The organism is Mesorhizobium sp. L-8-3 (genome assembly GCF_016756615.1).
Taxonomy (GTDB): domain Bacteria; phylum Pseudomonadota; class Alphaproteobacteria; order Rhizobiales; family Rhizobiaceae.
In genome coordinates, this window is the sequence record NZ_AP023262.1 from 1726875 (window position 1) to 1740284 (window position 13410).

At 65.5% G+C, this 13410-nt stretch carries 12 protein-coding genes; 7 read left to right on the plus strand and 5 right to left on the minus strand.

The window, feature by feature from the left end:
- Positions 1-22: 22 nt before the first annotated feature.
- The 3 genes from JN302_RS08075 to JN302_RS08085 all read right to left on the minus strand — a co-directional run bounded on the left by JN302_RS08075 (position 23) and on the right by JN302_RS08085 (position 1861).
- Positions 23-442 (minus strand): PIN-like domain-containing protein, encoded by a 420-nt coding sequence (locus JN302_RS08075; protein ID WP_202332528.1) that lies wholly within the window; start codon positions 440-442, stop codon positions 23-25.
- The gene (locus JN302_RS08080; RefSeq protein ID WP_202332529.1) at positions 439-1131 is read right to left on the minus strand and encodes a hypothetical protein; all 693 of its coding nucleotides are present in this window, start codon (positions 1129-1131) and stop codon (positions 439-441) included. The genes JN302_RS08075 and JN302_RS08080 overlap by 4 nt, the downstream gene beginning before the upstream one ends.
- A 133-nt stretch (positions 1132-1264) precedes the next feature.
- The gene (locus JN302_RS08085) at positions 1265-1861 is read right to left on the minus strand and encodes a TetR/AcrR family transcriptional regulator (protein ID WP_202311091.1); all 597 of its coding nucleotides are present in this window, start codon (positions 1859-1861) and stop codon (positions 1265-1267) included.
- 100 nt (positions 1862-1961) lie between these two features.
- On the opposite strand from JN302_RS08085, the gene JN302_RS08090 reads away from it, so the two are divergent.
- From JN302_RS08090 to JN302_RS08115, 6 genes are all read left to right on the plus strand, one after another.
- Positions 1962-2423: a (2Fe-2S)-binding protein gene (locus JN302_RS08090; RefSeq protein ID WP_202311093.1), complete on the plus strand. Its 462-nt coding sequence runs from the start codon at positions 1962-1964 to the stop codon at positions 2421-2423.
- A gap of 2 nt (positions 2424-2425) precedes the next feature.
- Positions 2426-4702 (plus strand): xanthine dehydrogenase family protein molybdopterin-binding subunit, encoded by a 2277-nt coding sequence (locus JN302_RS08095; RefSeq protein WP_202332530.1) that lies wholly within the window; start codon positions 2426-2428, stop codon positions 4700-4702.
- Positions 4703-4716: 14 nt separating this feature from the next.
- On the plus strand, positions 4717-5295 hold the full coding sequence (locus JN302_RS08100; protein ID WP_244846249.1) for a hypothetical protein: 579 nt from the start codon (positions 4717-4719) through the stop codon (positions 5293-5295).
- Positions 5296-5486: 191 nt separating this feature from the next.
- Entirely contained in the window at positions 5487-6617 is a 1131-nt protein-coding gene (locus JN302_RS08105) for an efflux RND transporter periplasmic adaptor subunit (protein WP_202332532.1), read from the plus strand.
- A gap of 3 nt (positions 6618-6620) precedes the next feature.
- Positions 6621-9782, plus strand: coding sequence for an efflux RND transporter permease subunit (locus JN302_RS08110; RefSeq protein WP_202311101.1), 3162 nt, complete (start codon positions 6621-6623; stop codon positions 9780-9782).
- 307 nt (positions 9783-10089) lie between these two features.
- Positions 10090-10248 (plus strand): DUF3309 family protein, encoded by a 159-nt coding sequence (locus JN302_RS08115; protein ID WP_202311103.1) that lies wholly within the window; start codon positions 10090-10092, stop codon positions 10246-10248.
- A 15-nt stretch (positions 10249-10263) separates the two neighbouring features.
- Here JN302_RS08115 and JN302_RS08120 read toward each other — a convergent pair whose 3' ends face one another.
- Entirely contained in the window at positions 10264-11220 is a 957-nt protein-coding gene (locus JN302_RS08120; protein ID WP_202332533.1) for an NmrA family NAD(P)-binding protein, read from the minus strand.
- A gap of 106 nt (positions 11221-11326) precedes the next feature.
- Between JN302_RS08120 and JN302_RS08125 the strand changes: the two genes are divergently transcribed.
- Positions 11327-12220 (plus strand): LysR family transcriptional regulator, encoded by an 894-nt coding sequence (locus tag JN302_RS08125; RefSeq protein ID WP_202332534.1) that lies wholly within the window; start codon positions 11327-11329, stop codon positions 12218-12220.
- Here the strand turns inward: JN302_RS08125 and JN302_RS08130 are convergent.
- On the minus strand, positions 12217-13383 hold the full coding sequence (locus JN302_RS08130) for an MFS transporter (RefSeq protein ID WP_202332535.1): 1167 nt from the start codon (positions 13381-13383) through the stop codon (positions 12217-12219). The genes JN302_RS08125 and JN302_RS08130 overlap by 4 nt on opposite strands.
- Between the last annotated feature and the right edge of the window lie 27 nt (positions 13384-13410).

The following is a 13410-nucleotide window of genomic DNA, read 5'->3' on the forward strand; positions in this document are numbered from 1 at the left end:
CCCTGTTTCGACCGCCCACCACTCAGACGGATAGCTGCCGCAGCTTCGTCTGCCTGCCGATGGGAACTTCATGCATTGACGGCGCGGCGACGAGGCGAATTACCTGAGAAATATCCGGCCATCGCCACACGATCGTCGCTGCGACTTGATGAAGAGGCGTTTTTTGATAGGCGGCTGCAAGGATGAATCCATGCAAGCCCGCAGAACGCAGTGCCGCCCTCTCAGCCGGATTTCTCAAGACACGCGCGTCACCGGAAATGAACATCCCTTCGTCGGGAGAGCGACGGAGAAGATCTATCCATTCCAGATCGGCAGAGTGGCGTCCGTTCGACAGCCCCGGTACGTCCTTGATGTGGTAAGCGGCGTGGCCAAAATGCTGGATGAAGCCATGCAGGGTCGTTGCGAGTACCGGTGACGTGCAGTTGTCGAAAAGGACGTTCACGCAGCCAGCTTCTGTTCCATCGATGTTTCGAACTCGACGGCCCTACGCACTGAGGCTTCGGAGACCTCGAACGCCGTGGCTGCTCCCTGAACACCTTCTGTTTTTGCGGCGGCTGCCAGGACGGCGGTCGGGACGCTCGACGCTGCGTCGATCGGTTGACCAAAGGAGCGAGCCGGATCCACCACTACATTCAGGCGACGGCCGCCAGGCCACCACAGAAAGGGCGCACCGTGATCATCGAAGTCTACCGTCTTCAGGATGGGATTGATGATATCGTTGAATTCATACTGCCGCCTGAAGAGGTTCAGCAGACGCTCGCGTTCACGTCCGTCCGGGTCGGTCTCAATGACCCTGAGAAATATCTCCCGTCCGTCGGTCCGAAAGTGGTTCGTGGAGAGCGGATGATCGCTGCCCAGAATGTCGCGCGCCAGTTGGATTGCCATACGTAGGCGAAGCGCAGGCACGCCTGCTCGGATGAAGGCGTCGACAACGCGCACTTCCATGAGGTCCCGGAAGCCGAGGAACACACGGTCGTCGAGCGTGACTTCAGGTCGCCAAAGAGGCTCGTACGCCTGCTCCCCGATCCTATGACCACGAAGCCAACGCGTGATCCTTGCAGCCGGGATGTGCAACAGCCGGCCGGCCTCCGATGGCGTGTAGACTCCCATGCCGATCAGTTCGTCACTCATGAGAGAAATCTCCCGTTCCACGGGCATAGAGTCATCGACCATTGCCGGTGTCAATCGGGATTGCGGGAGAGAGCAAGAGGCAAGAGCCGGAGAGTTCTTCACCGGCGGGGCCAGTCAGATTCCACCGCGGGCGTCAGGCCCGCAGAGCCAGTTCGATCACGGTGACCAGCCCGCGCGCCGCTTGCCGTTGCTCGTCGGGGTCGCTGGTGCGCATCTTCATGCCTTCCAGCCCGTCGAGCAGCAGTTCGGCGAGGGTCTGCGCCGAAAGCCCTCGCGCTGCGAGATCGGTTCCGGTGCGCGCGGCCTCCGCGGCGGTTGCCTCGGCGAGCAGGCCGACCAGCCTCTCCCTCCAGGCGCCCATCAACTCGCCGGCGAGGCTGTTCTTCATATCGAGGATCTCGGCGCCATGCGGCGACTGGGCGAAGGGCTGCATCATGCCGATCAGCGACTTGTCGATCGCCGCCACGACACGCTCGCCGAAAGGAGCCTCCACGGCAAGTTCGGCCTGCGCGGTCGCGATCGACTGGTCGAACAGCATCGTCGCGATCGCCCGATAGATATCCGACTTGTTCTTGAACAGGAGATAGAGCGCCGGCCGGGATACCTCCGCCGCGCGGGCAATGTCGTCCATCGTGGTCCGCGCGAAGCCGTAGGCAAGAAACATCCGCATCGCGCCCTCTATGATGCGGGCGCGTTTGGGATCTGCGGTGAATTCGGCTTCCGGCGTCATGTCTGATGTCCCTCCTCTCTCTCTTGACAAAATGACGGAATTTGTCAAGATGTCTTAGCTGCATAAGCCAGCGCCATGGACGACAACGGAGGGTATCCCCATGCGCCTGACCGTAAACGGGAAGGACATCGACATCGAGGCCGATCCCGACATGCCGCTCCTTTGGGCACTGCGCGATCTGGCCAACATCAAGGGTCCCAAGTTCGGCTGCGGCATCGCCGCCTGCGGCGCCTGCACAGTGCTGGTCGACGGCACGCCGATACGCTCCTGCTCGCTGCCGGTCGGCGCGGTCGAGGGCGAGATCACGACGATCGAAGGCCTGGCCGCCGACGGCAAGCTGCATCCGGTCCAGCAGGCCTGGCTGGAAGACCAGGTCGCGCAATGTGGCTATTGCCAGGCCGGCCAGATTATGAGCGCGGTGGCGCTGCTCGACGAAATCGACAACCCCACGGACGCCGACATCGACAATGCGATGGGCGGCAATCTCTGCCGCTGCGGCACCTATCCCCGCATCCGGGCGGCCATCAAGAAAGCGGCCGCCCTCAAACTCGCGAGGGCCTAACCATGGCAAGCCTTGGAACAATCGCTCGCCGTACTTTCCTGATCGGGGGCGCCGCGATCGCCGGCGGCGTGGCGGTCGGCTATTACTATTATCGCAGGCCCTATCCGAACCCCCTCGAAGGCGAACTCGCCGACGGTGAGGCGACCTTCAATCCCTATGTGAAGATCGCCGACGACAACACCATCACCGTCGTCGCGCCGCGGGCGGAGATGGGGCAGGGCATCTCGACGTCGCTCGCGGCTCTCGTCGCGGAGGAACTCGACGTCGATCTCGCCCAGGTCAGGGTCGAGCACGGCCCGGCCTCATGGGCCTATTACAATTCCGAAATGCTGGCCGAGGGCGGCCCCTTCGCCTTCTACGAGGAGGGCATCGCCGCCGAGACGATGCGCGATGTGATGGGCGCGGTTGGCAAGATCCTCGGCTTCCAGGGCACCGGTGGCTCGGCCTCGATGCGCGACGGTTTCGACAAGATGCGGCAGGCGGGTGCTGCCGCGCGGCTCATGCTGGTCGCCGCCGCGGCCGACAGGCTCGGTGTCCCGGCGGTCGATCTCGAGACGTCCAAGGGAGTGATCAGCCATCCGGCGACGGGAAGGTCGGTCACCTATGGCGAGGTCGCGGTCGCAGCCGGGGCCGCCTCCCCGCCTTCGACGGTCACGCTGCGTCATAAGGCCGAATGGAAGCTGCTCGGCAAGCCGCAGATGCGCCAGGACATGCTGGCCAAGGTGACTGGGGCGCCGATCTTCGGCGTCGACGTCGACCTGCCCGAAATGCTCTATGGCACGGTGAAGATGAGCCCGCGTTTCTGGGCCAGGCCGGTCAAGGCCGATCTGTCCAAGGCAGAGAAGATGCCTGGCGTCGTCAAGATCGTGCCCATCGACACCACCTACGGCTCGGGCTTCGGTGTGATCGCCGAGAACAGCTGGGCCGCCTTCAAGGCGGCCGAGGCGATCGAGGTCGAATGGGGCGCCGCCGAATATCCGCCCGACAGCGCAGCCATCGAAAAGGCACTGCAGGATGCGCTCGCCGCCGGCGGCGGTTCGGCGCTGCGCGACGACGGTGACGTCGACACCGCCTTCGCCGACGCGCCCCGCGAAAGGATCGTCGAGGCGGATTACGCGGTCCCCTATCTTGCCCACGCCTGCATGGAGCCGATGAACGCCACGGCGCGGCTGAAGGACGGCGTGCTCGACATATGGTCGCCGAACCAGATGCCGACCATCACGCGCCAGCTCTGCGCCGGCCTCGCCGGCGTCGCACAGGACAAGACGAACGTCCATACGACCTATCTGGGCGGCGGTTTCGGCCGACGCGGCGAGATGGACTATTCGATGTTCGCCACGCTGCTCGCCAGTGAGGCCGCGGGCCGCCCCGTCAAGGTGGTCTGGACCCGCGAGGAGGACATCCGCCATGACGTCTATCGACCGGCTGCAGCCGGACGGTTCCAGGCGCGGCTCGGCGAGGATGGATTGCCCGTTGCGATCGATATGAGGATTGCCTCGCCCTCGACGATTGCCAGCACGCTGCGCCGCACCTTCCCGTCGCTTCCCGCCGCGGGGCCGGACAAGACGATCACGGAAGGATCGCACGATCAGCCCTATACGGTCCCCAACTATAGGGTCACCGCGATCCCCGCCGCCGTCTCGGTGCCGGTCGGCTTCTGGCGTTCCGTCGGCAACTCCTACAACGGCTTTTTCCATGAAAGCTTCATGGACGAGATCGCCGCATCAGGCAAAATCGACCCTGTCGAGATGCGCCGCAAGCTGATGGCCGATTACCCGGCCGCGGTGAAGGTGGTCGACAAGGTTGCCGAGATGGCGAAATGGGGCGAGCCTTTGCCGGCCGGCAAGGCCAGGGGTTTCGCCTTTACCCTCTCCTTCGGAAGCTGGGTTGGCGAGATCGTCCAGGTCGCCGACACGCCTGAGGGCATCCGCATCGAGAAGGTGTGGATCGCCGCCGATGTCGGCACCGCCATCGATCCCGGCATCATCGAGGCGCAGCTCACGTCAGGGGCGGTCTTCGGCCTGTCGGCCGCGGTCGGCCAGGAGATCACCTTCGCCGACGGCATGGTCGAGCAGTCGAACTTCCACGACTTCGACGCCATGCGCATCTTCCAATGCCCGACTTTCGAGGTCGCGATCCTGGAGAACTATCACCGGATGGGTGGCGTCGGCGAAGTCGGCACGCCGCCGGCGGCCCCGGCGCTGGCCAACGCCGTCTTCGCGCTCACCGGCAAGCGCATCCGCCGGCTGCCGCTCAACAAGGAAGTCGGCTTCGCATGACAGGGGGCAACAGATTGCTGACATCTGCTGCCATGCTGGTCACGCTCGCCGCAGGCGCGAGCGGGCAGGAAGCGCCGGCAACTGCCGCCGATCCTGCCCGAGGCCTCGAGGAATGGGAGAAGATCCATGCGGTCTTCTCGCATCCGCGTTGCGCCAACTGCCATGTTGAAGATGAGCATCCGCGCTGGTCCGGGCCGGAGTTTCCGGTTGCGCAACATCACGGCTTCAATGTCGGGCGCGGCGCCGACGGTTCCGGCCTCGGCAATGCCGGGCAGCGTTGCACGACATGCCATTTCGACAGCAATTCCAGCGCGTTGCATGGACCGCCCGGTGTCGAGGGGTGGCATCTCGCGCCTGCTGAGATGGTCTGGTGGCAGAAGTCGTCGGCCGAGATCTGCGCCCAGATCAAGGATCCCGAGCGCAATGGCGGGCGCACGCTGGAAGAGGTCGCGACGCATGTCCGGGACGACAAGCTCGTCGCCTGGGGCTGGGCGCCTGGGCCCGGTCGTGAGGCGGCGCCGGGCTCGGCGCAGGAAACCTACGAAGCGATCCGTAACTGGAGCGCGGCGGGAGCGCCTTGTCCCGGCGGCTGATGTCGTTCTGGGGCAGTCGTGGGGCGAAGTGCTTTTCCGACTATTTTGCAGGTTGACTTTGCTGTAGAAGACGCACGCTCCGCGGGAATGCGGGCATCAGATAATTGAATTCGACCGGGCGCGATCCCATATCGAGCGTCGCGCTCGGAGGATGGAGCGGTCGGGCCGCGACCGCCAACGGAAAGCGACGCATGTCGAGAATCAGGTACCACAAGTTTGCGGCCCTGGCCGTGACGATCGGTTTCGCCACCTGGATTGCCACGGGTGAATTCTCGTCAGTGGGCAGCGCCCAGTCCGAGGCCGGCGCGAAACCGGCGGCGGAGGAAGCCAAGGCACCCGCCCGCACGGTCGCAGTCGTGACGCCGCCACGGCTCCGGCACGCCCGCGCGATCCGTATTTCCGGACAGACCGAAGCCGATCAACGCGCGGCGCTCGCCGTGCGCAGCGGCGGCATCATCGACGAACTGCCGGTCAGGCAGGGCGACCGCGTCAAGGCCGGCGACCTGATCCTGCGTCTTGCCGACGAGGAAAAGGCAGCCGCCGTCGACATGGCCAAGGCCGTGCTCGGCCAGCGCCAGGCCGAATGGGAAGCCGCCGAGCGGCTCCACAAGGCCGGCAGCACGCCGAAGCTGCAGCTCGAGCTCGCGCGCTCCCAGCTCGCCACGGCCAAGTCGCAGCTTGAAGCCATGGTCGCCGATCTCGCCCGCAACGAGGTTCGCGCGCCATTCGACGGGCTGGTCGACCGCGTCGACGTCGAGCGGGGCGCCATGATCATGCAGGGCACCGAGGTTGCCACCATCATCAGCCTCGACCCGGTCATCGGCGTCGGCGAGGTGAGCGAGCGCGACCTGCAGTTCCTGCGCAAGGGCGAGGAAGCCGAGGTTCGGCTGGTCAATGGCGAGACCGTCAAAGGCACACTGCGCTACATCAGCCGCGACGCGTCGGCCGCCACACGCACCTTCCGCGTCGAGGTGGCGATCCCCAATCCCGACAAGGCCATACCGGCGGGCATGACAGCGGAGGTCATCCTGCGCTCCGAGCCCGTCGATGCGGTGGCGCTGCCGCGTTCCGTGGTGACGCTGAGCGCTGCCGGCGACCTCGGCATCCGGGCGGTCGGCATGGACAACAAGGTCGCCTTTTATCCGATCGACCTGATCGACGACACGCCCAAGGGGCTGGTGCTCGGCGGCATTCCGGCCGATGCGCGTATCATCGTCGCCGGTCAGGATCTGGTGACGGAGGGCGACATCGTGAACCCCGTCGTGGCTGATCCGGACACGATCAAGCGGCTGGTGGGCGACGTCAGCGGCGGGGCACTCTAGCCCATGGATATCGTCCGTCTCGCAATCCGGAACGCTCGCCTCACGCTTTCGATCATGGTGTTCTTCCTGATCGCCGGTGCGCTCGCGTATCAGTCGATCCCCAAGGAAGCAGAGCCGGACATCCAGATTCCGATCATCTATGTCAGCCTGACCTACCAGGGCATCTCGCCGGAAGATTCCGAGCGGCTTTTGCTGCGGCCCGTCGAGACGCGCATGAAGAGCCTTTCCAACGTCAAGGAAATGCGCTCGTCGGCCTATCAGGGCGGCGGCTTCGTGCTGGTCGAGTTCAATGCCGGCGCCGATCTCTCGACGGCACTGGAAGATGTGCGCGCCAAGGTCCAGGATGCCAAGCGCGACCTGCCCCAGGACGCTGACGAACCGACCGTAAACGAGGTCAATCTGTCGGAGTTTCCGGTGCTGGTTGTGACGCTGGCCGGCAACGTGCCCGAGCGTGCGTTGACGGCCGCAGCGCGCGAACTGCGCGACCGCATCGAGGAAGTGCCGGGCGTGCTGGAGGCAGACCTGCAGGGCGCCCGCGACGATCTCGTCGAGGTCATCATCGATCCGGTGAGGCTGTCGTCCTACGGCTTGAGGCTCGACCAGCTCATCCAGGGCGTCGTCGCCGGCAACAGCCTGGTCGCCGCAGGCAACATCGAAGGCTCCGAAGGGCGCTACGCGGTCAAGGTGCCGTCGCTGATCGAGACGCCGGAAGACGTCGCCAACCTGCCCGTCGTGGCCACGCCCAGTGCGGTCGTGCGCGCGCGCGACATCTCCACCATCCGCGCTACCTACAAAGATGCCGAGACGGTCACCCGGCTCGACGGCAAGCCGGCCATTGCTATCGAGGTGAAGAAGCGCACCGGCGCCAATCTGGTCGAGACGGTCGACGCCGTGAAGGCCGCCGCGGGCGAGTTCGCCAAGCGGCTTCCCGAGGGTACCGTCGTATCCTACAGCCAGGACAAGTCGACGACCATCCGCCAACTGCTCGGCGACCTGCAGAACCATGTGATGATCGCGGTCATCCTAGTTTTCATCGTCATCCTCTATTCGCTGTCGGGCCGGGCCTCGATGCTGATCGGGCTCGCCATCCCGACTTCCTTCCTGCTCGGCATATTGATGCTGTCCATGGCCGGCTTCACGGTGAACATCGTGGTGCTGTTCAGCCTGATCCTCGCGGTCGGCATGCTGGTGGACGATGCCATCATCGTCACTGAGTTCGCCGAAAGGCGCATGTCGGAGGGCATGGACAGGAAGGAAGCCTATGCGCTTGCCGCAAATCGCATGGCCGGCCCGGTGATCGCGGCGACCATGACGCGCGTGGCCGCCTTCTCGCCGCTGCTGTTCTGGCCGGGCATCGTCGGCGAGTTCATGAAATACATGCCGATCACGCTGATCGTGACGCTGTCGGCATCGATGCTCTACGCCCTTGTCTTCACCCCGACGCTGGGTGCGATCTTCGGCAAGGCGCATCCCGAGCCCGAGCATCGCGACGGCTGGTACATGGCCACCGTCAAGGCCGCCGTCCGTTTCCCCAAGACCGTGCTGCTGCTCACTGTCGGCCTGCTGGTCGGCGTGCAGGTCGCCTATTCCAAATACGGTGCCGGCCTCGAATTCTTCCCCAATGTGGAGCCGGAATACGGCCTGCTCTACGTCCATGCCCGCGGCAATCTTTCGCTGGCCGAGATGGACCTTGCGACCGGGCTCGCCGAGGAGCGGATCCTCGGCTGGCCAGGCGTGAAATCGGTCTACACCCGCGCCGGCAAGGCAACTGGCAGCGCCAACAACGTTGCCGAGGATGTGGTCGGCGTCATCCAGTACGAGTTCATCGACTGGCGCCAGCGCAAGCCCGCCCATGAGGTGCTCGACGAGCTTCGTGTGGCCATGGCCGGCATCCCGGGGGTCGATATCGAGGTGCTGGTGCCCGAAGCCGGGCCGCCGACCGGCAAGGCCATCCAGGTCCGCCTTTCCGCGGCCGATCCCGAAGGCCTGAACGAGAAGGCCAAGGAGGTCGCCGCGCAGCTCGCCGCGATTCCGGGCGTCATCGACATCGCCGACGGCCTGCCGCCGCCCGGCATCGACTGGGCGCTGGAGGTCGACCGCGGCAAGGCCGCCCAATACGGCATCAGCCCGTTCGCGGTCGGCAGCGTGGTGCAGCTCGTCACGACCGGGCTGAAGCTCTCCGACTACAGGCCCGCCGGCGCCGACGACGCCGTCGACATCAGGCTGCGCCTGCCCGAGGACCGCCGCACGCTGGCGACGCTCGACCAGCTGCGCGTCGAGACCGCTGAGGGGTCCGTTCCGATCTCGAATTTCGTCAATCGCAAGCCGGAGCCCCGCGTCGGCGTCCTCAACCGCATCGACGGCCAGCGGACCATCGTGGTGCAGGCCAACATCGCCAGCGGCTTCCAGCCGGCGGCGGTGCAGGCCCAGGTCAACGAGATGATGGCCAAGCAGGATCTCGGCGCCATCCGCTGGAAGCTCGCCGGCGAAGACGAGGAGAGCAAAGCTGCCCAGGACTTCCTGTCGAAAGCCTTCGGCGCGGCGATCTTCCTGATCTTCATCGTGCTGCTCGCGCAGTTCAACAAGTTCACCAGCGTGTGGCTGGTGCTGTCCTGCGTGGTCATGTCCACGATCGGCGTTTTCCTGGGCCTGCTGATCACCGGGCAGCCCTTCGGCGTGGTGATGTCCGGTATCGGCGTCATCGCGCTGGCCGGCGTCGTGGTGAACAACAACATCGTGCTGATCGACACCTATGACAGGCTGCGCGAGGAAGGCTGGGGCAAGCTCGACGCCGTGCTGCAGACCTGCCGCGAGCGTGCGCGACCGGTCGTGCTGACCGCGCTGTCGGCTATCCTCGGCGTGCTGCCGATCGCTTTTGGCCTCGGCCTGGAGATCTTCCATCACGAGACCACGATCAATGCGCCGTCGACGCAATGGTGGATCTCGCTCTCATCGGCGATCGTGTTCGGCCTGTCCTTCGCGACGCTGCTGACGCTGGTGGTGACGCCGGCGATGCTGATGGTGTTCACCCGTGAAAAGCACCGCAAGGGCGAAAGGAGCTGGTGGGGCCGGCTGTTCCGTCGCGGCAAGCAAGCCAAGGAGACCGCGCCGGCAGCAGCGGAGCCCGGTGCCCCGGCGGAAGCGTTCCCGAAGGCTGCGGAGTAAAAGAGGCCCCAGCACGACCGGCGCGGCGACCGATTATCGAGCCGCTCTTCGAAGCCTGGGTGGCCACCTCCACCACAACAGCAGCAAAAAGGAAAGGGCGACGTGCGGCAATGACGCCGCCCTAGACCGCCGAGGGGCGGCCATCGAGAAGATGTCGCCTGCCGGCTCAGCTTCCCGCCCTGTTGCGAGGCCGGCTGATGGCTGTCTCGCTATAGCTGCACCTTCCTCGAAATTCTCGGAACGATAGCGGAACAAAGCGTGGGCTTGGGCATTGCTCGTCCAATGCGAAACCTTTCAGGGGATTTCCATGACGCTCACGACACTTCTGATCATCATCCTGATCCTTCTCCTGCTCGGTGCTTTTCCGGCATGGCCCTACTCGCGCGGCTGGGGCTACGGCCCCTCGGGCATCCTTGGCGTCGTGCTCGTCGTATTGCTGATCCTCGTCCTGATGGGGCGTATCTGAACCGAATGCCGGCTCTCACGCCGCCATGCGGCGGCCATGGTCCAGATCGAGGTCGGCGATCGCCTGGCGCAGCGCGTCGACAGGGTCCGTGACGGTCAGATCTCCGACCAGCCGCTGAAGCTTGCCGCCGTCGAGCGAATGCGGGGTGCGCCAGAGATAAGACATTCTGACCACCTCGCGCATCATCGGGCTGAAGAGACCGGCCGCGCGCAAGGCGATCCACGGCACGGTGGCTGACCTCAGGCGCCGGCCGACGGCGGCCTCGGTCGCCGCCTTCATCTCGTTGCCCGACAAAGTGTGGCCGGCAAAGTGGAAGCGCTCGAATGTGCCCAGTTCCCGACGCTTGCCGGCGAGCGCGACGAAGGCGCGGCCGAGGTCGGGCAGATAGGCGAAGGCATGGGGAATGTCCATCGGGCCGCCCCAGGTGAAGATGTTCTTCCCGAGCCGCGCCAGTATGATGAGGTCGAGCCAGCTCTGCGGTTTCGTGCCGCCGTAGAAGTCGCCCGCCCGAAGCACGACCGTGCGTACCCCGTTCTGTTCGGCTTCCCTGCGGAACAGGGCCTCCATGGCGATGCGGATTTCGGCCTTCTCGGTCGAGGCGATCTCGGGCGCTTCCTCGGTCGTGCCGACGGATATGTCGTAGCCGAAATTGTAGACGTTGCCTGGCAGCATATGGGTCGCGCCCACGGCCTTTGCCGCGGCAATCACATTCTCGGCCATGGGCATGACCTTCTCGGTCCACTCCGTGTAGAGCGGGTTGAGCGCGTTGACGATCACGTCGGCGCCTCTGCAGGCCTCGATCAGGGAGGCCCTGTCGAAGGCGTCGGCCCGGACGGGTTCGACGCCGGGCGCGATCACCGATGTCTTGGCATTGCGAGCCACTCCCTTCACACGCCAGCCGTCGGCGGTGAAGGCACGCGCGGCCGCATCGCCGACCCGGCCAGCAGCGCCCAGAACGACAACGGATTCCATGTCTCGTCTCCATCACGGTGTTTTCGACGGAGCCAGCATCGGCCAATTGCGAATGAATGGAAATTCCATATGATTGACGCGATGATATTCAAGATTGAATAGACCCGTGACCGACCTCGACTGGAACCTCATCAGGAGCTTTGTCGCTGTCGCCGAAGCCGGCAGCCTGTCGGCGGCGGCGCGCAGACTGTCCACGAGCCAGCCGACGCTCGGGCGCCATGTTGCGGAGCTGGAGGCGGCGCTTGGCGTGGTGCTGTTCCGGCGCGGCCGCGGCGGCTATGAGCTCACAGAGAGCGGCGCGGCGCTCCTGGAGCGCGGGCGCGAGGTCGGAGCTCGGGCCGCGGCCTTTTCGCGGCTGGCGCTGGGCACGACGGAAGCCGTTGCGGGCACGGTGCGCATCGCGGCGAGCGAGATCGTCGCGGCCTATGTGCTGCCGCCGATGCTCGCGCGGCTGGCGGTCGAGGAGCCGGAGATCGAAGTGGAGCTCGTCGCCTCCAACCAGGTCGAGAATCTCCTGCGCCGCGATGCAGATATCGCCGTGCGCATGGTGAAGCCGACCCAGAGCGAACTTGTCGCCCGCAAGATCGCCGATCTGCCGCTGACGGCTTGCGCCGCGAGATCCTACATCGCGCGCCGGGGGCGGCCGGAACGGGCCGACGACCTCCTCTCCCACGATCTCATCGGATATGATCGCGCCGACGATATCATCCGGGAGTTCGGACGTCTCGGCGTCACGATCGACCGGCACGCCTTCCGCTTGCGGACCGACAACCAGATCGTGCTGTGGGAGGCGGTCAAGGCGGGCAACGGCATCGGTTTCGCGCAGCGGTCGCTCGCCGCGGCCGAGCCGCTGGTCGAGATCGTGCTGCCGGATCTGCCGCTGCCGGATCTGCCGATGTGGCTCGCCATGCATCGCGACGTGCGCACCAGCCCGCGCATCCGGCGTCTCGCCGATTTCCTGTATGAGGAACTGAAGCGCTATGCGGCTGGAAATTTCTAACCTTTGAAATCCGCCGTGTGCACAAGCCGGCCCATCAGGCAGACCACGATCAGCAGGCCCGACAGCGTGATGAAGACGGGCGAGAAGCCGCCGGCATGTTCGGCGGCGAAGCCGATCGCCGAGGGCGCGAGCAGGATGCCCGAATAGCCCATTGTCGTCACCACGCTCATGCCGACGCTCGAGGCCATGCCCGGCTGGTTGCCGCCGGCGGAGAAGATGATCGGCACGACATTGGCGATGCCGAGGCCGCAGACCGCGAAGGCGGCAACCGCGAGCATGGGCCAGGGCGACAAGGCCGCGACCAGCATGCCCGACGCCGCGACGAGACTCGATATGCGCAGCGTGTTGACAGCGCCGAAGCGGTTGCGCACGCCGTCGCCGGCAAATCGCATCAGCGCCATGGCGCCGGAGAAGAACGCATAGGCGAGGCCGGCGGTGGCGAGGTCGGTTCCGAGCTCCTGCTTCATGTAAAGCGCGGCCCAGTCGAGCACTGCGCCCTCCGGCACCATGCTGAACAGCGCCATCAGGCCGACCAGATAGACCGTCGCGGTCTTCGGCAGCGCGAATGTGTGATGCTCGTGGGCGACCGGCTTGTCCTCGGTGACGACATGGCGGGCAGCGACCGCGAGGATGGCGGCCGCGATCAGGCTGACGACCGCCGCGTGGGGCAGGGACCCGTAGCTCTGGATGGCGAAGCCGCCAAGTCCGCCGCCGGCGAAGCCACCGAGGCTCCAGAAACCGTGAGAGGATGACATGACGGCCCGGGAGAGCTTCTTCTCCACGGCCACCGCGTTGGCGTTCATAGCGACGTCCATTGCGCCGATCGAGCCGCCGAAAACGAGCATGGCGAGGGCGGCCACGGGCACGTTCGGGGCAAGCACGACAAGGAGCAGCGCGACGACGACGACGCAGCCGAAACCCAGCGTCACGTTGCGCGAGCCGTGACGAGACATCAGGTAGCCGGAAACGGGCATGGCGATCAGCGCGCCCATTCCGAACAGCAGGATCAGCAACCCCAGCGTGAATTCGCTGATCTGGAGCCGCGTCAGGAATACGGGAATCTGCGGGGCCCAGCTGCCCGTGACGAATCCGTTCACGAAGAACATCGCCGCGACGGCCCACCGGCCGCGAGCGGCCGAAGCAAGTCTGATCGAAGCGTCCATGAGGATATCCCGGTTGCGGGCGGCGAG

Coding starts and splice junctions, on each gene's coding strand:
- JN302_RS08085 (WP_202311091.1), bottom strand. CDS start 1,861: ATGACGCCGGAAGCCGAATTCACCGCAGATCCCAAACGCGCCCGCATC.
- JN302_RS08115 (WP_202311103.1), top strand. CDS start 10,090: ATGACGCTCACGACACTTCTGATCATCATCCTGATCCTTCTCCTGCTC.
- JN302_RS08105 (WP_202332532.1), top strand. CDS start 5,487: ATGTCGAGAATCAGGTACCACAAGTTTGCGGCCCTGGCCGTGACGATC.
- JN302_RS08130 (WP_202332535.1), bottom strand. CDS start 13,383: ATGGACGCTTCGATCAGACTTGCTTCGGCCGCTCGCGGCCGGTGGGCC.
- JN302_RS08120 (WP_202332533.1), bottom strand. CDS start 11,220: ATGGAATCCGTTGTCGTTCTGGGCGCTGCTGGCCGGGTCGGCGATGCG.
- JN302_RS08080 (WP_202332529.1), bottom strand. CDS start 1,131: ATGAGTGACGAACTGATCGGCATGGGAGTCTACACGCCATCGGAGGCC.
- JN302_RS08095 (WP_202332530.1), top strand. CDS start 2,426: ATGGCAAGCCTTGGAACAATCGCTCGCCGTACTTTCCTGATCGGGGGC.
- JN302_RS08110 (WP_202311101.1), top strand. CDS start 6,621: ATGGATATCGTCCGTCTCGCAATCCGGAACGCTCGCCTCACGCTTTCG.
- JN302_RS08090 (WP_202311093.1), top strand. CDS start 1,962: ATGCGCCTGACCGTAAACGGGAAGGACATCGACATCGAGGCCGATCCC.